Annotated in this window: 16 protein-coding genes; 14 read left to right on the forward strand and 2 right to left on the reverse strand. The window is 36.6% G+C overall.

Annotated features, from left to right (window positions below):
• Positions 1-332 precede the first annotated feature (332 nt).
• Positions 333-623 (reverse strand): HU family DNA-binding protein, encoded by a 291-nt coding sequence (locus tag AC4IF5_RS19665; protein WP_002984212.1) that lies wholly within the window; start codon positions 621-623, stop codon positions 333-335.
• A gap of 309 nt (positions 624-932) precedes the next feature.
• A complete protein-coding gene (locus tag AC4IF5_RS19670; RefSeq protein WP_490737532.1) occupies positions 933-1,604 on the reverse strand; it encodes a LuxR C-terminal-related transcriptional regulator in 672 nt (223 codons plus the stop codon).
• A 179-nt stretch (positions 1,605-1,783) separates the two neighbouring features.
• On the opposite strand from AC4IF5_RS19670, the gene tssO reads away from it, so the two are divergent.
• The 14 genes from tssO (at position 1,784) to AC4IF5_RS19740 (ending at position 20,647) form a co-directional block, all read left to right on the forward strand.
• Positions 1,784-2,320 (forward strand): type VI secretion system TssO, encoded by a 537-nt coding sequence (gene tssO / locus AC4IF5_RS19675; protein WP_490737534.1) that lies wholly within the window; start codon positions 1,784-1,786, stop codon positions 2,318-2,320.
• A gap of 11 nt (positions 2,321-2,331) precedes the next feature.
• Positions 2,332-2,856 carry a type VI secretion system transmembrane protein TssO gene (locus tag AC4IF5_RS19680; RefSeq protein ID WP_490737536.1) on the forward strand — a complete coding sequence of 175 codons (525 nt, stop codon included), beginning with the start codon at positions 2,332-2,334 and terminating at the stop codon, positions 2,854-2,856.
• Between the two features lie 53 nt (positions 2,857-2,909).
• Positions 2,910-3,821, forward strand: a complete 912-nt coding sequence (locus AC4IF5_RS19685) for a PKD domain-containing protein (protein WP_490737538.1) — start codon at positions 2,910-2,912, stop codon at positions 3,819-3,821.
• A 47-nt stretch (positions 3,822-3,868) separates the two neighbouring features.
• Positions 3,869-6,274: a type VI secretion system protein TssR domain-containing protein gene (tssR, locus tag AC4IF5_RS19690; RefSeq protein WP_490737540.1), complete on the forward strand. Its 2,406-nt coding sequence runs from the start codon at positions 3,869-3,871 to the stop codon at positions 6,272-6,274.
• 393 nt (positions 6,275-6,667) lie between these two features.
• On the forward strand, positions 6,668-7,075 hold the full coding sequence (gene tssD / locus AC4IF5_RS19695; RefSeq protein ID WP_490737542.1) for a type VI secretion system tube protein TssD: 408 nt from the start codon (positions 6,668-6,670) through the stop codon (positions 7,073-7,075).
• Positions 7,076-7,243: 168 nt separating this feature from the next.
• Positions 7,244-9,169, forward strand: coding sequence for a type VI secretion system Vgr family protein (locus AC4IF5_RS19700; RefSeq protein ID WP_490737544.1), 1,926 nt, complete (start codon positions 7,244-7,246; stop codon positions 9,167-9,169).
• A gap of 3 nt (positions 9,170-9,172) precedes the next feature.
• Positions 9,173-10,576 carry a hypothetical protein gene (locus AC4IF5_RS19705; protein ID WP_490737546.1) on the forward strand — a complete coding sequence of 468 codons (1,404 nt, stop codon included), beginning with the start codon at positions 9,173-9,175 and terminating at the stop codon, positions 10,574-10,576.
• Between the two features lie 76 nt (positions 10,577-10,652).
• Positions 10,653-11,624 carry a hypothetical protein gene (locus tag AC4IF5_RS19710; RefSeq protein WP_490737548.1) on the forward strand — a complete coding sequence of 324 codons (972 nt, stop codon included), beginning with the start codon at positions 10,653-10,655 and terminating at the stop codon, positions 11,622-11,624.
• Between the two features lie 862 nt (positions 11,625-12,486).
• Positions 12,487-13,158: a hypothetical protein gene (locus AC4IF5_RS19715; RefSeq protein ID WP_490737550.1), complete on the forward strand. Its 672-nt coding sequence runs from the start codon at positions 12,487-12,489 to the stop codon at positions 13,156-13,158.
• Positions 13,159-13,408: 250 nt separating this feature from the next.
• Entirely contained in the window at positions 13,409-15,904 is a 2,496-nt protein-coding gene (locus AC4IF5_RS19720) for an ATP-dependent Clp protease ATP-binding subunit (RefSeq protein WP_490737552.1), read from the forward strand.
• Between the two features lie 75 nt (positions 15,905-15,979).
• The gene (locus tag AC4IF5_RS19725; protein ID WP_490737554.1) at positions 15,980-16,846 is read left to right on the forward strand and encodes a lytic transglycosylase domain-containing protein; all 867 of its coding nucleotides are present in this window, start codon (positions 15,980-15,982) and stop codon (positions 16,844-16,846) included.
• A gap of 76 nt (positions 16,847-16,922) precedes the next feature.
• Positions 16,923-17,474 (forward strand): YdcF family protein, encoded by a 552-nt coding sequence (locus AC4IF5_RS19730; protein ID WP_490737556.1) that lies wholly within the window; start codon positions 16,923-16,925, stop codon positions 17,472-17,474.
• Positions 17,475-17,877: 403 nt separating this feature from the next.
• A complete protein-coding gene (tssD, locus tag AC4IF5_RS19735) occupies positions 17,878-18,291 on the forward strand; it encodes a type VI secretion system tube protein TssD (RefSeq protein WP_490737558.1) in 414 nt (137 codons plus the stop codon).
• A 199-nt stretch (positions 18,292-18,490) separates the two neighbouring features.
• Positions 18,491-20,647, forward strand: coding sequence for a type VI secretion system Vgr family protein (locus AC4IF5_RS19740; RefSeq protein WP_490737560.1), 2,157 nt, complete (start codon positions 18,491-18,493; stop codon positions 20,645-20,647).
• The last annotated feature ends 12 nt before the right edge of the window (positions 20,648-20,659 follow it).

Here is a 20,659-nt window from a genome sequence, read left to right on the forward strand (position 1 = left end):
TCGACATGTTTCTTAGTTTAATTCAACTACTAAATATAAGGATTTAGGATGAAAATCATTATATTTTTATTAAAATAATATTTGAAACCATCCGTTTTCTGCGAAATCTTATAGTTGCAAACAAAAATATAGTCGGTGAACTTTAAAAATATAAAACCACCAACTATATTATTATATTGTAAATCTCGAGAAGAAGAGATTATTTTTTCTTATGTCTGTTTGCTCTTCTTCTTTTCTTTCTTTTGTGAGTCGCAACCTTGTGTCTTTTTCTTTTCTTTCCGCTTGGCATAATTTTAATTTTTTAGTAACTAGTTAATATTCAGTTAATGTTCTTATTTTACTGCAACTTTAGTTTTTACTTTCTCAACAAAAGATTTTGAAGGTTTGAAAGCAGGAATGTTATGAGCAGGAATCTCAATCGCAGTATTCTTAGAAATATTTCTTCCTGTTTTAGCAGCTCTTGTTTTAATGATAAAAGATCCAAAACCTCTCAGATAAACGTTATCCCCATTATACATAGAAGTTCTGATCTCCTGCATAAAAGCTTCTACAACTTTCTGTGTTTCATTCTTTTCTGTTCCCAACTTATTTGAGATGGTGTTTACCAATTCTGCCTTTGTCATTTCCTTATTTTAATTTTAAATTTTAGGTGTGCAAATTTAGTTAAAAAAATTGAATACTAGCAAATTAGTGGCAAAATATTTTTATTCAAATACCTGATATTTTAATGGGTACACTATATTCAAAGATGCTTCAGGATTATTTAACAATTTAATAATATAGCTTCAGTATACGGCAAAAACCTAATGTGGAAACATTGTGAAAGCCTTTGTGACAACAGTCTGAACAAGGGTTTATGATTTTATATTCCATATGCTGGAACTTTTATCGATCCTCATTTCAAAATTTAAAATCAGGAATTTTATCATTTCCTACATACTGGAATTATAATATCCGTTTTCCACACAGAAACGGATAAGATGAAGTTTGGTTTTCAATCCCAGCTTTTCCGTAAGGCGGTTGATGTAAGTGTCGATTGTTCTTGTGCTCAGATTGAGTTTTTCTGCAATTTCCTTATTGCTGAATCCCTCATAGCAGAATCTCATCAGCTGTATTTCAGCCGGAGACAGTTCTTCCTGTCCCTTCTTCTGCCGGTCCATATATTCCTGTACTGCAAGAGGCTGCTGCTCCCATTCTTTAGAATAGGCATCATAGTCGAACTCTTCTGAAGCAATACTCCCTTTAATGATGTCTTTGATGATATTGCTTTTTTTCTGACAGTAATAGATATTAGGTATCTTTGAAAGGATTTCGGCCATATCCTCCTGGTAAGTGCCGGAATAGGTGACGATAGGGGTTTCTGTATTGTTCTTTCTGATGTATTTGATCGCTTCGATCCCGCTCAATACCGGCATAAACAATTCGATGATGAATACGTCTTCCTGTCTTCTGTATATTCTGTTCACAAGCTCGTGCCCGTTGTTACAGTCGTTCAGCAGCATATAGAAAGGGTTTTCCATAAGCGTTTTGATCATTATTTTTTTAAAATAAAAATCGCTGTCTGCAATGGAAAAACGCACGGTATTAGATAATATTTTACTCATTCTTAATATCGATTTGGCGAATGATATTTAAAATTCAGAGGCCTAATTTAGGAAAAACTTATTAAAACAGAAATTAATATTAATTTAATCAGGGTTTTTACGAAATTAGCCTGGGGAAATTACGTATTGTGCATAAAATTTTTTTTTTATATTTTCACAGGCCAAACAAATCGCAATTTATGTCTTCGAACAGGGAAAAAAAATTAAACAAATCTGACGTCAGAATAGGCATTTGGAAGTTTATTCTATCTTTTGCCGTTTTGGCGGTGATATCTTTCGCATGCCTATTTCTCTTCTTTAAGAGTTATGATATGCAGCGGGAAGGAATCAGCAGGGAAGCTGAAGCCTATAAAGAACTGATGCTCCGAAGTGATGTGCTGAAAAATCATGTTGATGAAATCTATGATAAAATGACCCAGCTTAGTCTTAATAAGGTGGATAATGAAGTTTTTCTCAGAACCAGTATTATGGATAATGTAAGGGATGCCAAAAATATTATGGGGAAAGACAGTATCCAGAACTTTAAGCATTATGCCGTACTGATGAAACAGATAGAACCAATGATGGCTTTAAAGGCCAAGATCATCGAGGTAGAATATAGAAAAAAGCTGGCCAAAAGAGATCTGGAGGACTGTATGGGCAAAGTAGACAGAGCCAACAGTGAGCTTAGAAAAGATCCTACAAGGAATTTCACAGGAAGTAAAAGAAGAAGATAAAAAGAAAAGATATGCAAGGACAAATCACATTATCTAAAAAAGAAAGGCATTATCAGTTTTTTTACCTGATACTGATGCTGGTGACTGCTATGCTGTTTTTAGGCATCATTTTTCTGAAAGGATTTGTATCCCCATTTTCTGATGAAGATGTAAGAGGAATTCAGAATCTGGAACAAAAAGCTGAATTTGAACAACACCAAAAGGTCATTTTACCGATCATGGACAGCACTTATACCATGATAACCAAACTTACGAGTGATGGTCCGCAGCCTTTTGCTGAAAATAATATACAGTTGGGAGTCAATGATCTCAACAGCTATTTCAACGGTTATGATGTCATTGACATCAGAAAAGATGCTTATCCTCAGGTTGCCAAATTTTACAAAATGTATTTTGATGACAAAAAGGTAATTGCCACTACCACAGAAGATATTAAAATCTTCGAAAAGCAGGTGGAAGATTGCAGAATCGGATTTAAAGACAAGCAGAATAAAATTTACGAACGCGAAAAAGACCTGAAAGCAAGATCACAATAGGATAGAATGAAAAGACCAGGAACTATACATAAAACACATCACAATTACTAACTATGAATTATTTTCAAAAGAACAAAAAAAACATTATTATTGGAGTTATTGCAACATTGCTCATCGCAGCATTGGTTGCTCTGTGGCTGCAGAAAAAAGTGATCCACTCTGCCGATGATATTGTTGGGGTGGTTTATCCGTCTTCACTGGCGGTAGGGGATACACTTTTATTTGAAGATAAAACCCAATTTGCAAAAACCAAAAGATGGAATTTCGGAGACGGTACAACTTCTGATAAGAATAGTGGTATTCACTTCTACAATAAACCGGGATACTATCAGGTGAGTTTGATCATAGACAACAAGTACACGAAATCTTTCCCTGTAATGGTAAATGCCAGAAGCCTTCAGAAGCCAAAGGATACGACAAAAATAAAGTCAACGATCGAAGCTCCTGCTCAGGCAATGCAGAATGAAAATGTCCCTTTCCGTGCCATTTCAGAAGCCAAGCAGTTTGCATGGAAATTTGGAGAAACAGGAAATACGGACTCCAAGGAAAAATTCACTATTTATTCCTATAAGCAACCCGGAGACTATCTGGTAACCCTGTATACTGAAGAAAGTCAGGACCCTGTCTACCACCGTATCAAAATTCTTCCGGCTTATAATGCTCTTGCTGAAGAAGAAGTATCTGTAGAAGATTCTTATGCGAAAATAGATAACGATTTCAAATATCACCTGCAGCAGATCGCCAATGGCAACAGCTTCAATATGCATTACAATTATCTGCTGAAAACGTATCTGTGTAATAATGAAAACACTGTGGTAAAAGTAAATGACAGTAAGGTAAACAATTTCTATATGTATTGTGCAGGTCTCCAGTTTGACAAAAATACTGTGATCCAGACCGTAAAGGTGAATTTGGATGATACACAGAACTGTGTAACGAAAGTAGATATCAATCAAAGCAAATAATACCGTCCGGTTTTTCGGATGCGCCAATCATAAAAAGATAAAATAGGATGAAAAATAAATTTCCTCTAGCAGCATATTATATAGGGTTAACAGTATTACTGACGAGTTGCCAGGTAAAGCTTCCGTCAAAGAAAACCCCCGAACCTTCTCAATACGGTCAGATAGATAGCTCACCTGTAGTCAATGGTTATCCTAAAAAGTCAGTTCCATGGATCGTTGTTTCAGACAGATCCAGAAATACGGCTTATCTGGATAAAGATGATGAGAAGTCTTATAAGGAAGTTAAATTTTTAGAACCTTTAATGGTTTTAAAACACAGAGACGGAATGGTGAAAGTCGCAGAATATGTTCCTGATGCCTTAATGAAAAAAGTCTCATCAAAGTCGATCAAAACATATGGCTGGATTCCTGAATCTGACCTGCTTCTATGGAACAATTCCTTAAAAAGCGAAAAAACGGGTTATCCTGTAAGAGTAGCTGTAGTACCCAATAACAGTGAAGTGATCAGAAGCGCTGAAAGATATTACAAGAATGACTCAATCATGGTGTTCAATTCACCCAGTCTTATCGAAACAGCCAATGTAAAGATCCCTAACGGACAAATGGTATATGTTTATAAACAGGCTGAAAACAACAAAAGATTTTTAGTAGGTAAAAAACCATCTATAGATATAGACAGTATTGGTACCAGCCTTTACGGATGGGTAAGTTCCAATGTGATTTCTACTTGGGGAGAGCGTTCCGCGATAAAGCTGAAGAATACAACAGGGATCAACGAAACAACTTTAGGAATCCATGAAGGCTATCCTGGAGGATCAGGCTCAGATGCGGAAAACAGGACGGCTATTCTTCTTACGGATGTCAATAAGAGACCTCCATTAGAGAATATCTTCCCGATAAGTCTTCCACTGGAAGAAGCTCCCGCTCCTGATTCCAAAACAAAGTATTTTACCAATATTTTAGATTACAGTAAGAACTATGTTTTCAATGTTTTGGGAGAAGAAATTTATTTCGACCGTTACAGGGAGATCACAGAAAGAAATAAAAATATCAATATCGTTTTTGCCCTGGATATAAGTGCTGCAAATGCTCCTTATGCTCCCATTGTAAAATCGTTATTACAGGATCTGCAGCTTAGATTTGAAAAACCATCTTACTTTAGTACAGTAAAGTATGGAGTGGTTTTATACAAAAATAATTCCTGTGGAAATAATCTCGCTGTTTCCAATCTAAGTACCGATTACAGTAAGATCACTTCGTTCATTAATCAGAAAACGAATGAAATGAACTGTGCAAGTAACAATGGTTACCAACCGGTAGGGGAAGCGCTTTCTGCAGCCGGAAATCTTCTTTCCAATGTTCCCGATGAAACCAATATTGTGGTGACGGTAGGTACTTCTGCCAGCCAGAGCGGAAATATGTACAGTGTGATAAGCTCGCTTACACAGGCTCAGGCAAGGCTGATCATGTTCCAGACCAATGCAAGATCTTCAGATAACTATAATGACTTCGTATTGATGGCAGAGAATGTGGTTACCAATACAGCGAAAAATATTGCTGAGCTTAAAAAGCAGAAGATCATTGACCAGTACGATGTTCTTACCAAAAATAACTTCAGCCTGGTGGAAGGGGATGAAGGATTCTTCTCATTAGCCTATCCTAAGCAAAGTATGTCTCAGGGATTTGTCATCTTCCCTAAAAAAGGAGATGTTGCTACTCCGGGATTCCTGAAGAAATCTGTAGACAGTCTGATTGCGCAGGTAACTGTAGATAATCAGAATATTGATAAATCACTCAATGACTATTTCCATTCTTCTGTAGGAGCGGGTAAAACAGATGTTGATCTGAAATATAAATATCTGTATCCGGGTCTTACCAATCCTGTTTCTGCAGGAATTGCAGCCCAGCTGATCAACTATGGAAGTCCGTTCCTTGTGAAAGGATATATCCCAAAAGATTTAAAAGAATATACGCCGGCCATAGAAAAGGGAATCCTCATTTCTGAAACGGAATACGATAATTTAAAAGCTTTCTATACTGAAGTATATAAGAATACTGAATCAGATCATCCTAACTTCAACCAGGCAAAAGCGATTAAAGAATATGTGAAATTGCTGAAGAAGTATAATCCGACCATTAAATTCCTGGATAAAGGAGCTCTTTATGAGCAGCCAATGTCTTATGCGATAGGGATGAGTACCGGGTTCGATCTTTCAGAAGAAGAATTGATGGCTAAGTATAAATTAAAAGGCTGGAAAAAATCAAAGATCGTTCCTAATGAAACTGTAAGAAACTATTTCCAGCATTATAAAAATCTGGCAGACAGAATGCTGGCCAACAGGAATAATCCTGCGGTAAAGATCCAGCAGAACGGTCAAACCTTCTATTGGCTGAATGAATATTTTACTCCAACAAGAATTCCGACAGAACAACCGGAATATACTAAGCATTAACAGTTAATCTTTATAAATACCAAAAGCAGAAGTACTACTTCTGCTTTTTTTGTATCGTGAAAGGAAGCTATATTGAACGCCAGGGATTATAAGTCATATGCCCACCTTAAGCTTTAAACTTTGAATTTTTGAAACTTAGACTGTTCGTATTTCTCGTTGATGTGGAAAATTACCGTTTTTAAGTGAAATTTATGTTTTTTATAAATCCTTTATTCATAGCTGTTTAAAAGATGTTACTAAATCCAAAGTCGTAGAATTACTACAAAAAGTCGTAGAACTACTACAATTTTTCAGATTTATACTGAAAAGTTTTTTTTAGAAAAAAAGAGCGTCTATATTTGCTACACAATCACTGAATCACAAAATATTACTAACGATTAAAATTTACAAATCATGGCAGAAAGAAATTCGAGAGGGATTTTAAAATTCAACAACGGTGAAGGACAAAAGCTGTTAAAAATGAACTACAGCGTATCCAGATCTACAGACGTTTCAGGACGTGTAGCATCAGATCCTTCCAATGCATTGATCAAAGTTACAGTAGAAGCTACTGAAAAGTCAGATATCCTTGAAAGCTTACTAAACGGTAAATACAAGCCTACAATCGGAGAAGTTATTTTCAACAAATCTCACGAAGAAGGAACATTGATCACTTTGAACTGGAAGAACGGATATGTGATCCAGCACGAAGTAGATTTCGATGCTATTGACAGCAACAGTATGCTGATCAGTTTCGTGATAAGTGCTGAGACCATTGAGTATGGTACTTCTGAGTATGCAGGACTTTGGCCAAGCAGCTAAAATTGATACACATAATCAACATTCATAAGAAAAGACTGTCCCTATCAAAGACGGTCTTTTTTGACTGAAATGAAATTTTATCCGATACTTTATACACCAATTTTACCTGATAATTATTTCATAAAATATTGTTATCTTTAGTACTTAACTGACACAAACACAAAGCATATGAAAACCGAATCACAGACTAAAGGGGCTTCCTTCCGCCCATCACAGAATGCAGACGGTATATCTGAAAACCATCATGCAGGAATTAACCGTCTGGTTAAACTCTCATTGGTTGTGGAAGGTAAAATTATTAAATACTATAAGCATTTCACACTTAAACAAAAAGCAAGTCATCATCACGAATTCAGTCTTATCCTTGCTCACGATGCATTGGGAGACAGACAAAGCCATACCCTGGAAGAAGCCAATAAGTTTTTGGGAAAGCGCATCACAGCTGTTATTTCCTATAAGGATATTGAAAACAGTCCGGAAAGAAATTTTGTGGGAATCATTACCAAGGTAGGATTCAGCCAGGAGAAGATGAGCCTGGGAAATATTGTACTTTCCGGATTCAGCCCAACCATATTGCTGGATGGCGCTCCGCATATCCAGAGCTTTGGTGGCGGACAGCCTGTCAATATGGGAATTATAGCGGAAGAAGTGATCAAACAGGGAATCGATAAAGAACGTTTTGATATAAGAGTAGATACTAACGACTATTCACAGATTATCTACAGCAGCCAGTATAATGAAACCCATTACAACTATCTTGCAAGAATGGCAGAAGCCTATGGAGAGCAGTTCTATTATGATGGAGAAGTCCTCCATTTCGGTAAGCTTCCGCCACAGAATAAGCCTATAAAGCTAATCTACGGAAGCAATGCCAATGACATCCGTGTGGAATTAAAAGCTGTACATACCAAACCTCAGTATTATGGCTATAACAGCAGTAAAAACGAAAAGCTGACCTCCGGCGAAACTCCGGTGAAGCACATGGGTGACCTTGCCCAGACAGCTTACAGCCACAACGAAAAAATATATAAAACACCCGCGCTTCAGGCGGCACCGATCAAGGCATCTACTCATTTAGATGTAGAACACTCGCAAAGAAGCACTTCAGGGAGTGAAGCCGTAAATGTATTTTCTGTATCCGGTTCTACAACAGTACCATTCCTGCACCCGGGATGTGTGCTGGATATCTATATGAGAAAACCGGACAGCAATGATACTTCTTACTTTACTAAAGTAATGGTCACAGAAGCTGTTCATGAAATTGATACGATAGGGCATTATACCGGCAGTTTTGAATCCATAGCAGCCGATACCGGATTTTTACCAAAACCTGAATTTACAGTACCAGCCGCCCAACCTCAAATAGCAACCGTTATTGCCAATGCTGATCCTGAAGGCCAGGGAAGGGTTCAGGTAAGATTCGACTGGCAGCTGAATGATACCACACACTATGTCCGTGTGATGAGTCCTGATGCCGGAGGAACCGACCAGATTACCCAAAATCGGGGATATGTAGCTATTCCCGAAGTAGGAGACCAGGTAATGGTCAACTTCGTCCACAGTCACCCCGACAGACCTTTCGTTATGGGCGGTATGTTTCACGGAGGAATTGGCCTGGGAGGCGGAGCAGACAACCGTGTAAAGTCTATTCAGACAAGAAGTGGGCACAGAGTAGTCTTTACAGAAGATGAAAGCATCATTATTACGGATAAGAGCGGAAATGAGATTCATCTGGATACGACAGGAAGTAACATTAACATCACGGCACCTGAGACCATGACCCTGAACTGTAAGAATATGAACATTAATGTGACAGAGAATATGACGACAACGGTGGGGATGAATAAGTCAGACAGTATTTCAATGAATCATACTGAAAGTGTAGGGATGATGAAGAATCTTTCTGTAGGAGCTAATTTTATGACTAATGTGGTGGGTAGTTTAATGGAGTTTGTTAAAGGTAATAGAGAATCCAAAGCAAAAGAAGTAAAAGAGAATTCTAAAAGAAGAGAAATTATTTCCCAAGAGAATAATGATATTCATGCACAGAAGCAGTTTAATAATAATAGTGGTGAAAATTCAAAAATGCATTAAGTCATGTCTATTATAAGAGTTACTGAAGGTGAGAATATTACAGCAATAGAACAAAATTGGACAGTTTTCACTGACCATTTTGAAGCATACGCGGGAAATAATAGTCATTTTACAGCTAAGAATGGGACATTTATCGGCGAGCCTAAAAAAGATTCGTTAGAAGAAACAACATATTTCAAAGAAGGAATATGGTGTTCAGATGTTGAAGGTAAAAATCCAATAACCCAAGCAGCGATAGGTCAGGTTGTATATTTTCATATAAAAATGCAAAATATTACGGAACCTAATGCAAAAGTAACATTACAATTATATGATGATGATGGCGGACTAGGAGGAGAGCCTGATCCAATTGATGTAAGGGAAGTTAAACAAGATGGAAGTCTGGGGGCATTGGTTACTGAAAAAGAAGTAATAAATAATAAAATCGTTTACAACCTTACTTTAAGTGATGGTTTGGCCAGTTTTATCGAAGATGATTTTGGAGATAATATTGAACTTTATTTTGAATGCAGTTATAAAGAAGATATAAAGGTTAAGCTGCCTTTAACATCTAATTCCTATCTTAATGTTGAAATATGTGATAAAAATGTAATTCAAAGTTTTAATAACAGACAATATGGAAGTTGCGATTTTTATCGTTTCAGATATGATGATTTCATGCGCCGTCATAAACATTGTAGCCATATGCCTCCAGTATATTATTTCGGTGAAATGAGAGAATTAAGCTTTTGGAGTACAATAGATGATATAAAAGAATGGTGGACACCAAGTTTAACTGAGGAAATGCGACAAGTAAGTATTTCAGTAGATGAGGTAGAAAAACAAGGGAATAGGTATAAGCCGGTTCCTTCGAGCAGTTATGGCTTTAAATATTGTATACGTTTTTCAAGAGTGCTAATGCCAAAGCTAACTTCACGTGGACAGGCATGGCTTACTGAAGCTAGATATAAATTACAGGAATATATGGAAAAAGGTGTAATTGACAAAAATTATACAGCAACATATGATACTGTCTTATTAGAAGGTTTGGAAGATAATTTTAACGATCACTTTAAACCCTCACTATTTGAAAGAATTCAGTATAGAAGTGATCCCCGAAAGTTAGAAGAGATAAAAAAGAATAATATAGAAAAATATTATACTGATATAGAGATAGATAATGAACGATTTCAAGAGTTCGCATTTGCTACTCATCCAGATGCTTATGATCCATTAAAAATGAAATATTTACCAGCTGATGATTTATTAAGAGTCATGTCAACCCCAGATATGAAGGAATGGTTGGGAGTTGCTACGTGGAAGCAGGCGTTAATTATGGCAAGAAATTTAGATTATCGTGAAATAACTGAGGTGACTTTAGAACGATTTTTCAAAAAATATGTATTAGGAGATGATGAATTTAGGTAATTTAAAGAAGATAATTTGTATTTTACTTTTAATAAGTATTAATTATGGATGTTCACAGAACACAAAATTAGGGCAAATGAAATGGATTTCAAAATATGACTTTTTTGATTTATATAAAACAAATGTTAATAATGGAAATTTTGGACCTGAAACAGGTCTGAAGTTGACCATTTTAAAATTTTTAAATGAAAAAACTATTTTTTTGGCAGGAAGTAAAGATTTACATAGTTTTTACAATAAACCCGGATATTCTGCTGTATTATTTCTATCGAAAGATCAGGGGAAAAGTTATCGCGAAATTACTTTTCCAGAAGAGACAGTTATGTTTATTACTGCTTCAGAAAAATATACTTTGATTGAAACAAATAGAGGAGGGAACAGTCAAATGGGAAAAGATGTTATCTATCTTTTGGATAATGAGACATTAGAGTATAAAAAAATTGATGAATATTCCTCTAAATCAAAAATTACATATTCCCAATTTAATGGTGAATCAGTAATCTATTCAAATAATGATCATAAAAAAATAGTAAATATTCTTACAGAAGAAGAAGAGGAATTACCTTTATATTTGGAAAAAGTATCTTGTATTTTGAAAAAGGGAAATATTGTTGCTTACTTACTGCAAGACGAAATACAAGAATATAATATTGAAACAAAACAACAAAAAATTATAAAAAAATTAAAAAATAATTATGATGTTTTGTATTATGAAAATGGAGAATATTTATTGGGAAAATCTAATGCATTTAAAACAAAAATTACAATTTACAATCAGAATGAAGATGAACTGTACTTGGAGGATGAGAAAACAATAGAATACTACCGTTACAGAAATTTCGTTTGCTATTTTAAAGAAACCCGCCCTTATGTTACGCTCTATTATTCTTATGATTATGGTAAAACCTGGAATGAGTATCATACAAAGGATTTTTTTACAACTGTTACCCCAAAAGGTTTCTATAAAGATCAATTTATTGTTTTAGATGTTGGATTTTATGATAGAAATGATAATAGTCACATTCTTGTAGGAGAATTTCAAAAATAGAGAAATTACACACCGAAAAAGACAATACCTTTTTATAACCCGTAATTATATTAAAGAGAGAAAAGTATTTTAGGAATAAATTGTCATCTAAACTTCAGATATACGTCTTTTTTAAAGAAATCCCTTTGGAATCCTGCTGCTTACTTACACTAAGTAGCGCGGTATCTTCAGAGGTGTACTTGAAGGAGGAATGTTTATTTTCCAAAAAGGACAAAAAAGAAAAAAACAATGAAATATTTAAAGATAATAGGGATATCTGTCATAATGTATATATTAGCCTGTTTAGTTACTTATTTTTCTATGATTGCTTATTCAGCTAATCCATCATCATCGTGTTTGAGCTGTTCATACAAAAAAGATGTTTTGGGATTTTCTATCTATTTAATTGTTGTATTTTTTCTTTTACTAATCTTCTTGCGAAAAAGACCTAAAAGAAATAAAATATTTTCTATAATTCTAACAGTTATATTTATTGTATTGGTTTTTCTGAATAACTATAACATTTTTGTAGATAGAGTAGCTTCATGGAGCAGTTATACTACTGAAGAAGAATTTATTAGTGTTTTATCAAGTTCGTATTTATATTTTATAATAGGAAGTATTGTTGTATTTTTTATTTTGTATAAATCTCATGACTTTTTATCTGACAATGTTGTTGTAGTAGGAGGATAGATTTAAACAGGTTTATAAATAAATTGAGTAAGTCTACAAAAAAGACTGATGTTTTTAAGAGAGACAGGTACAACAGATGCTTATAGAAAGATAACCTTTGGAAAACTAATGAACAAATTCTTCATTGTATAATTTTTCTTATATTGAGGAATATAAAACCATGTCACTCAATTAAATTACTAAAACATCAATGAGCAAAATCACCGATCAACTGAAATATTTTTCAAAATTATCTGCAACATTTATCTTCAGCCTGTTGAAAATTTATGGAATAGGAGTGCTTTCAACTGTGATTAGTCTTGTTGTTGGAATTTATATCTTATCACAAAGTTTAGGATCATCATTGGGACATAGCGGGGCTCTTGCGTTTTTAGTAGCTACCATTATGGCTAAACCGGTATCTGCAGTGCTTTTTTATTTACTGATCATCATTGCTCCGTTTGCTATCTGGATTTTCGCTACGAAATATGCAATGTCAGGAGTGATCAGCAGGTTGATCAGAGATCATTCAAAAACAATTCTGATTCCATTTATTGATAAGATCATTAATCAGTTTAAAACCCATCAGCCTGCAATAGTGCGTACCGGTGCAGACTTTGCATTGGCAAAAGTAAAATTACTGAATGAATTCAGGAACAGCTCAGAAAATAAGATACTCAAACGTGTTGTAAGCTACGCTTTAGGCAAAGTGAAATTTGATGAGCTTAATTTAAGTGATGAGAACGCGGATTTTTCTGATATTATAAAAAATACCCTGATCGAAAAACTTTATGAACTGGCAGAACCTTCCGCCATGTTATTCTATCTCTATATAGGGCTTCAATGGATAAGTTTGATTTTACTGTACTTTTTGAACATTTGAAGCCGGTTTTAATAAAAAAATATCTTTTAGTATCACATTTTGTGATCAAATGGTAATATCAAAAAATGGCTTAAAAGAGAAAAAAAGCCGGTTATTACTTCTCTAATTGAAGAATTAACTATCTTTATCTTATTTAGAATAAAATATTTAATTTTAAAGACACTAAAAAATAGAGGTTCTCTTCAGATCAATTGGATCTAAGGGAACCCTGAAACAGAACGCAAATATATTAATATAAGAAAAATTATAAATGGGAGTACTAGTAACCAACGAAACAGTAAAGCAGCTATTTCATATTGCTCAGTCGATAGCGAAGGAAAATTATAATGGCACTTATGGAGGTCCGCACATCCTGCAGGCTTTAATGCATAAAGATATTGGACTTAATGAATTTCTGAAAAGCATAGATAAAGATCCTGGATATTTCTACGAATGGGCAGATGTCCGTATTGAAGAATATCCTAAGACGGCTCATCTGCCGGATGAGGTTGGTCAGGATGAAGCTGTAGATAGCCTTATAGAAGAAGCTGATGATATCCGTTTAAAATTGGGATTGGATGAGATCACCCCGATCTGTATTCTGACTGCTATAGTAAAACCTCAGGTGGTATTTTCACTTCAGCAGTTGAAGTCACTTCCGCTGAGAGAGCACGAGATCTTCAATCTGTACAGAAAAGATACACCGTTTACCATTTCAGAAGATGTAGATTTTTCTTCGATTTTTTCAAACGGATCCGAGTATACCGATTCATCTTTTCCATCCATTAAAAGCTATTGCGTAGACAGAACAGCGCAGGCAAGAAAAGGAGAGCTTGAAAATATCATTGGTAGAGATAAAGAGCTGAGAATGCTGGTAGAGATCCTTTGCCGCAGAAGCAAGCCGAATGTCATCATCATTGGAGAACCGGGAGTAGGAAAAACAGCTTTGGTAGAAGGTTTTGCTATTGAGATCACCAGAGGAAATGTTCCGGAAATGCTTAAAAACGGAACATTGCTGGAACTGGATACCGGAGCATTATTAGCCGGAACTTCCTATAAAGGAGAAATTGAAGACCGTCTGAAAAAAGTGATCAATGAATGCAAAAAAATTGAAAAAGCCATTCTTTTCATTGATGAAATTCACACTCTTTTAGACCCGAAAGGAAGTATCGGAAACGTTGCCAACCTGTTGAAACCGGAATTGGCCAGAGGTGAGATTACCGTAATCGGAGCAACTACGCAGGAAGAATATAGAAAAATTATAGAGCCGGAACAGGCTTTTAACCGTCGTTTTGAGGTTTTAACCGTTAATGAACCGGACGAAAAGACCTGTGTGAAAATGATCGACGTACTTCTTGATGGCTATAAAAAGCACCATGGCATTGAAGTGGAAAAAACAGCTCTTCCGGAATGTGTACGTTTGGCCAAAAGATATGCAAAAGGGAAGAAATTACCGGATGCGGCTATCGACCTGTTAGACAGAACAATGGCGGCGATCAAAATGCTTGACGAACTTTCAGAAAAAGAACTCGAGAGCTGGAAAGAAAGCTATGATGCCATTTTAAAAGAAGAATATGCGGACAGTAAAGATAAAGCAGACGAGCTGATCTGGACCTACAACCTGTTGAGAGACAAGATCAGCCCTATTCTTTGGGGATCACTGAGCGAACAGCCTGCCATAGATAATTCTATGCCGGTGGATCAGATTCAGAAGATCATTGAAGATTCTTATGCTGAACTTCTACAGCATGCTGCGAAAAAAAGAGAAAAAGTAGACCGGCTGGAGCTGGCTGCTGTCATGGCTGCCAAAACCAATATCCCGATCGGGAAAATTCAGGCTCAGGAGAAAGAAAAGCTCCTGAATATGGAATCCCTTCTTTTGAATAGAGTAGTAGGACAGGATCATGCTCTAAAGATCCTTTCTGATGCTATCGTAGAAAACCGAAGTGGATTGAACAAACCGGGACAGCCGATTGGATCTTTCTTCCTTTTAGGACCTACAGGAACAGGTAAAACGGAGCTGGCAAAATCAATGGCGGAATTGCTTTTCAACGATGAAAAGGCAATGGTACGTTTTGATATGTCGGAATTTAAAGAAGAACATTCAGCTGCATTATTATACGGTGCGCCTCCGGGATATGTAGGATATGAAGAAGGAGGGATGCTCGTTAATAAAATCAGGCAACAGCCTTACACCGTTGTTTTATTTGACGAAATTGAAAAAGCCCACCATTCCGTTTTTGATGTATTCCTTCAGATCATGGACGAAGGTAAAGTACATGATAAACTGGGGAAAGAAGGAGACTTCAGCAATGCCCTGATCCTGTTTACCTCCAATATCGGAAGTGAAGAAATTGTAAAACAGTTTGAAGAAGGAAAAGTTCCGGAATCATCTTCACTGATGCAGATCATGTCGAACTCAGGAAGGTTCAGACCCGAATTTCTGGCAAGGATTACAGAGATCATTCCTTTTGCTCCCATCACGGAATCTATCGCAGAAAGGATCTTCAATATCCAGCTGAAATCTCTTCATACTTCGCTGACAAGACTGGGAATTGCCCTGAAAATCAGTGATGATGCTGTAAGAAACCTTGCATTAGGAGGATTCAGCAGCAAGTATGGAGCGAGACAAATCTCAGGAGTGATCCGTGCACAGCTTGCCAGACCGATCTCCAAAATGATTGTAAGAGAAGAAGTAAAGTCCGGCCAGACCATTCATGTAGACTGGAATAAAGAAGAAGAAAAGCTAAGCTGGAAAGTAGATTAAATTACAAGCAAAAAGGCTTAACCGCAAATGTGCTCTTTCGCCTTTTTCCTTTTTATTTATAAATACGTTAATAAGATGAAAACGATTGTCAGAAATATTTTTACAGGTTTAATGTTGTTGGGAACTGTGGTTATGATAAACGGACAGTTTCTTGCCGCTTCTGATACTTCGGAAAGCAGTGTAAAAAGATATCAGGGGATCATTAATGCCAATAAGGACCTTGTTGAATTTATAGAACAGTTACTCCTTCAGAAAGGGCTTCCCAAACATTTGAGAAACCTTGCTCTTATAGAATCTCACTTTAACAGGAACATTACCTCAGGAGCCGGAGCCGTAGGGATCTGGCAGTTTATGACCTCACATGCCAACCAATATGGGCTTACAGAGCAGGGACGTACTGATATTTATAAAAGTACGAAGACCGCTGCTATTTCTTTAAGTAACCTTTATAAAAAATACAACAATTGGGTAACCGTAGTGGCTGCTTATAACTGTGGTGAAGGAAATATTGCAAAAGCAATGCAGACTGCTGGCTCCTCTCAGTACCATGAATTTTATAAGTACCTTCCGGGAGAAACCATTAATCACGTGAAGAAATACCTGAATGCATGCTATGCTACGGGAGAGCTTCAAAGTGTATTGAATAACTACAATTCTTCAAGAATCAATAAAATTTTCTTTGAGGACGGAAACAGGAAGATGACGAGTGCCGCTCTTGCTGAAACAGAGATCAATGCCGGATTTAGTCTGAAAGTGGTAGCAGATGAGCTGGATATTGAAATGGATAAGATCCTGTCATGGAATCCGGGGATTGAGGAAGAACTTCAGAAAAAAGGGGAAAGTCCTTTTTACCTTCCAACGGACCTGATGCCGGATTTCCTGCTGAGAAAAAACAAAATACTGATGCGTTCCATAAAAGAAGGAGCCGCTACTCAGCAATAATATCAGACCGACTGAACAATGGAATCTTCTTTTATTTAAAAGGAGATTTTATTTTCTCACTCATACAGCCCAATGAATGAAAAATAAACTGAAATATATTTTCCTGGTACCGATCCTTTGGTTCTTCATTCACAGTGTGTATATCATTACCGATGGAATGAATGACAGAGGAGGAAAAGCCGGATTGGCAGTGGTTTTGGGGAATAAAATTAATGAAGACGGCTCATTGTCAGGCAGATTGGCAGCCAGACTTGATCAAAGTGCTAAGCTATATACCGAAGGAAGAGTAAAGAAGATCCTGGTAAGTGGAGGACTGGGCAAAGAAGGGTATTGGGAAGGAAACAAAATGAAGGAATATCTGATAAAAAATCACATCCCCCAGGAAGCTGTTATCGTAGACAATTATGGTAACAATACCGAGATGACCGTTAAAAATACCATAAGGATATGTGACAGTTTGCACGTCAAAAAAATCATTTCTGTTTCACAATACTATCATCAGACGAGAATTAAAAAACTCTTTAAAGAAAATTACTTTTGTACAGTGGAGAGCTCAAGTCCCGGATATTTTGAAATAAGAGATTTTTATTCGGTTTTCAGGGAATTTATCGCTTACTATTTTGGATAACCTAATTCTTATAAGGAAAAAATGTTTTTTTAGGGATAAAGGAATTACCAGCTTGAGTAATCTAAGTTTTTTGATGATTGCAATTCAGCTCATATACTTACAATATTTTCCCGTTTCCGATTTGTTAAAGCATGCTAAATTGTATTAAAAAGTATTAATATTTCTCGTTGATGTGGAAAATTACCGTTTTTATGTGGAATTTATGTTTTTTATAAACCCTTTATTCATAGCTGTTTAAAAGATGTTGTTAAATCCAAAGTCGTAGAATTACTACAAAAAGTCGTAGAACTACTACAATTTTTCAGATTTATACTGAAAAGTTTTTTTTAGAAAAAAAGAGCATCTATATTTGCTACACAATCACCGAATCACAAAATATTACTAACGATTAAAATTTACAATCATGGCAGAAAGAAATTCAAGAGGAATCTTAAAATTCAACAACGGCGAAGGACAGAAATTATTAAAAATGAACTACAGCGTATCCAGATCTACAGATGTATCCGGACGTGTAGCATCAGATCCTTCCAATGCACTGATCAAAGTTACAGTAGAAGCTACTGAAAAATCAGACATCCTTGAAAGCTTATTGAATGGAAAATATAAGCCGACAGTAGGAGAGATCACTTTCAACAAATCTCACGAAGAAGGGACATTGATCACATTGAACTGGCAAAACGGATATGTGATACAGCACGAAGTAGATTTCGATGCTATCGACAGCAACAGTATGCTGATCAGCTTCGTTATAAGTGCAGAAACAATTGACTACGGTACTTCTCAGTACGCTGGACTGTGGCCTTCGGCAGGTAAATAAGCCTATTCATCATCTTAGTAAAAATAAAATTGGTACAGAACAGTGCACTCGTAAGGGTATGCTGTTCTGTTTTTTCCATATAAAGAGATGATATTGGATTGATTGAGAAGTAGATAATTGATCAACCTTATATTTTTTGATTCTGTAGGTGCTGTATAATCAGCAGTTTATTTAATATTTAACTTAAACAGAAAACGCTATGTTTCAGGATGACAAAACAATTAAAGCAGATAGTCCCAATATTGATATGAAAGCTGGTAAAGAGCAGTTGAAACACACGGCAAAGGAAAATGTTGCTCAAAAAGCAGTAAATAAGGCGGGAGAAAAGGCTAAAAAAACAGCACAGCAAAGTGTAAGTGCTGTACAGGGTGCGCAACTGTTTATGAACCAGACTGTGGTTCCCAATAACCCTTCCGTTGTTGGAAATAAAGTATGGGCAAAGCAGCCTACCTCAAAGATACATAATGCAGAAGCCATTGCAGAAAGTTTTATTGCCGGGATCAACCGTGTAGTGAAGCTGGATGTAGTCATCGAAGGACAGATTATTAAGCACTTCAAGCATTTCAGACTGGTACAGAGTGTAGCCAAGCATCATGAGTTTAGTCTGACATTGGCACATGATACGCTGGGCAGTGCTGAAAATCATAACCTGGAAAAAGCCCAGAATTTCCTAGGAAAAAGAATTACCGTAGTCTTCAAATATAAAGATATTGATAAAGGTGCCGAACGAAACTTTGTAGGGGTTGTTACAGAAGTGGGATTCAGCCAGGAGAAGGGAAGTTTGGGAAATATCGTTTTAAAAGGATATAGCCCAACGGTACTTTTGGATGCGGCACCCCATATTCAGAGTTTTGGTGGTAGCCAGCCGGTCAGCCTGAATAGTATCGCATACCATGTGATCAGGGAAGGACTTGGACAGAATAAATTTGACTTCAGAGTAGATGCTCAGCATGGAAATATCTCCTACAGCTCCCAATATGAAGAAACCCATTATAACTATCTTGCCAGAATAGCCGAAGCCTACGGAGAGCAGTTCTACTATGACGGAGAAGTATTGCATTTCGGAAAACTTCCACCTCAGGAGAAACCTGTGAAACTTACCTATGGAAGCAGTGTAAGCGATATTGCCATCAAGATGAAGGCGCAGCATGTCAGCCCAAGTTTTTATGGATATAACAGCAGTAAAAACGAAAAGCTCACGGCTGGAAATTCAAAGATCAGCCACACATCAGATATTGCAAGACGTGCTTATGAAATATCAGAAAGAACCTTTACAACGCCCTCTTTAAGAGTTGCTCCTATAAAAGCGGTATCTTTTATGGATATTGACGCCTCTCAGAAAGGAACTGCAGGAAGCAAAGCATCTGAAGTTTTTGTCACTTCAGGAACGACTACTGTACCTTTCCTGTATCCGGGATGTACCGCTGATATTGAAATGCGTAAATCAGAAAGTAATGAAACCGCTTACTTTACCAAGCTGATGATTATTGAAGTTACCCACGAAGTGGACGGCAGAGGCTATTATGACGGTAAATTTGAAGCCATTGCCGCAGATACAGGTTTCATCCCACGTCCGGAATTTGAAACTCCGAGAGCAGAGGCGCAGTTTGCAAAAATAATTTCCAATACAGACCCTCAGAATCAAGGAAGAGTCCAGGTACAATTCGACTGGCAGAACGGACCGGATATTACAGAATTTATCCGTGTCATGTCCCCGGATGCAGGAAGCAGTGATAAGGTCAGTAAAAATCGTGGCTTTATGTCTATTCCGGAGGTAGGAGACCAGGTCATTGTCAATTTTGTACACCAGCATCCGGACCGTCCCTTTGTAATGGGAGGAATGTTCCATGGTGGTATTGGTGCCGGAGGGGGAGCCGGGAATAATATAATGAGTTTCAGTGGAAGAAGCGGTGCGGAATTGAAATATGATAATGGAACCGGGTCTATGAATCTTAAGGATCAGGGAGGCGCCAATATGTTTTTTGATGGAGCGGGAAATGCGGAAACCAATACAAATAACAATAAAACGGTAAACGTAGGAAATGATAATACAAAAACCGTTAAGAATAATAATACTACCAATGTAGGCTGTAAACATACAACAGACGTGGGAGAAGGTCAGAGTGTACTGACAATGGGAAATGATGGTGTAATAGACCTTAAAGGAGCAGAAAAAGTTACTTTAAAAGTTGGAAGCAGCAGCATTGAGATTACAAAAGATCAAATAACGGTGAAAGCTGATACAGTGAACATAGAAGGTGTTAGCATTACCAATGTCGGAAAAGCAAAAGGAAGTCCGGGAATGGTTGTAGATAGCAATGTTACAATCAAAGGAGGCCAGGTAGATATAAATTAAACCATATAAATA

The organism is Chryseobacterium sp. UF-290 (assembly GCF_058245615.1).

Bases quoted from the DNA above. Each gene is read 5' to 3' on its own strand.
- AC4IF5_RS19665 (WP_002984212.1), bottom strand. From the start codon at position 623: ATGACAAAGGCAGAATTGGTAAACACCATCTCAAATAAGTTGGGAACA.
- tssD (WP_490737542.1), top strand. From the start codon at position 6,668: ATGGCAGAAAGAAATTCGAGAGGGATTTTAAAATTCAACAACGGTGAA.
- AC4IF5_RS19740 (WP_490737560.1), top strand. From the start codon at position 18,491: ATGTTTCAGGATGACAAAACAATTAAAGCAGATAGTCCCAATATTGAT.
- AC4IF5_RS19700 (WP_490737544.1), top strand. From the start codon at position 7,244: ATGAAAACCGAATCACAGACTAAAGGGGCTTCCTTCCGCCCATCACAG.
- AC4IF5_RS19705 (WP_490737546.1), top strand. From the start codon at position 9,173: ATGTCTATTATAAGAGTTACTGAAGGTGAGAATATTACAGCAATAGAA.
- AC4IF5_RS19720 (WP_490737552.1), top strand. From the start codon at position 13,409: ATGGGAGTACTAGTAACCAACGAAACAGTAAAGCAGCTATTTCATATT.
- tssR (WP_490737540.1), top strand. From the start codon at position 3,869: ATGAAAAATAAATTTCCTCTAGCAGCATATTATATAGGGTTAACAGTA.
- AC4IF5_RS19680 (WP_490737536.1), top strand. From the start codon at position 2,332: ATGCAAGGACAAATCACATTATCTAAAAAAGAAAGGCATTATCAGTTT.
- AC4IF5_RS19725 (WP_490737554.1), top strand. From the start codon at position 15,980: ATGAAAACGATTGTCAGAAATATTTTTACAGGTTTAATGTTGTTGGGA.
- tssO (WP_490737534.1), top strand. From the start codon at position 1,784: ATGTCTTCGAACAGGGAAAAAAAATTAAACAAATCTGACGTCAGAATA.
- AC4IF5_RS19670 (WP_490737532.1), bottom strand. From the start codon at position 1,604: ATGAGTAAAATATTATCTAATACCGTGCGTTTTTCCATTGCAGACAGC.
- tssD (WP_490737558.1), top strand. From the start codon at position 17,878: ATGGCAGAAAGAAATTCAAGAGGAATCTTAAAATTCAACAACGGCGAA.
- AC4IF5_RS19685 (WP_490737538.1), top strand. From the start codon at position 2,910: ATGAATTATTTTCAAAAGAACAAAAAAAACATTATTATTGGAGTTATT.
- AC4IF5_RS19715 (WP_490737550.1), top strand. From the start codon at position 12,487: ATGAGCAAAATCACCGATCAACTGAAATATTTTTCAAAATTATCTGCA.
- AC4IF5_RS19710 (WP_490737548.1), top strand. From the start codon at position 10,653: ATGAAATGGATTTCAAAATATGACTTTTTTGATTTATATAAAACAAAT.
- AC4IF5_RS19730 (WP_490737556.1), top strand. From the start codon at position 16,923: ATGAAAAATAAACTGAAATATATTTTCCTGGTACCGATCCTTTGGTTC.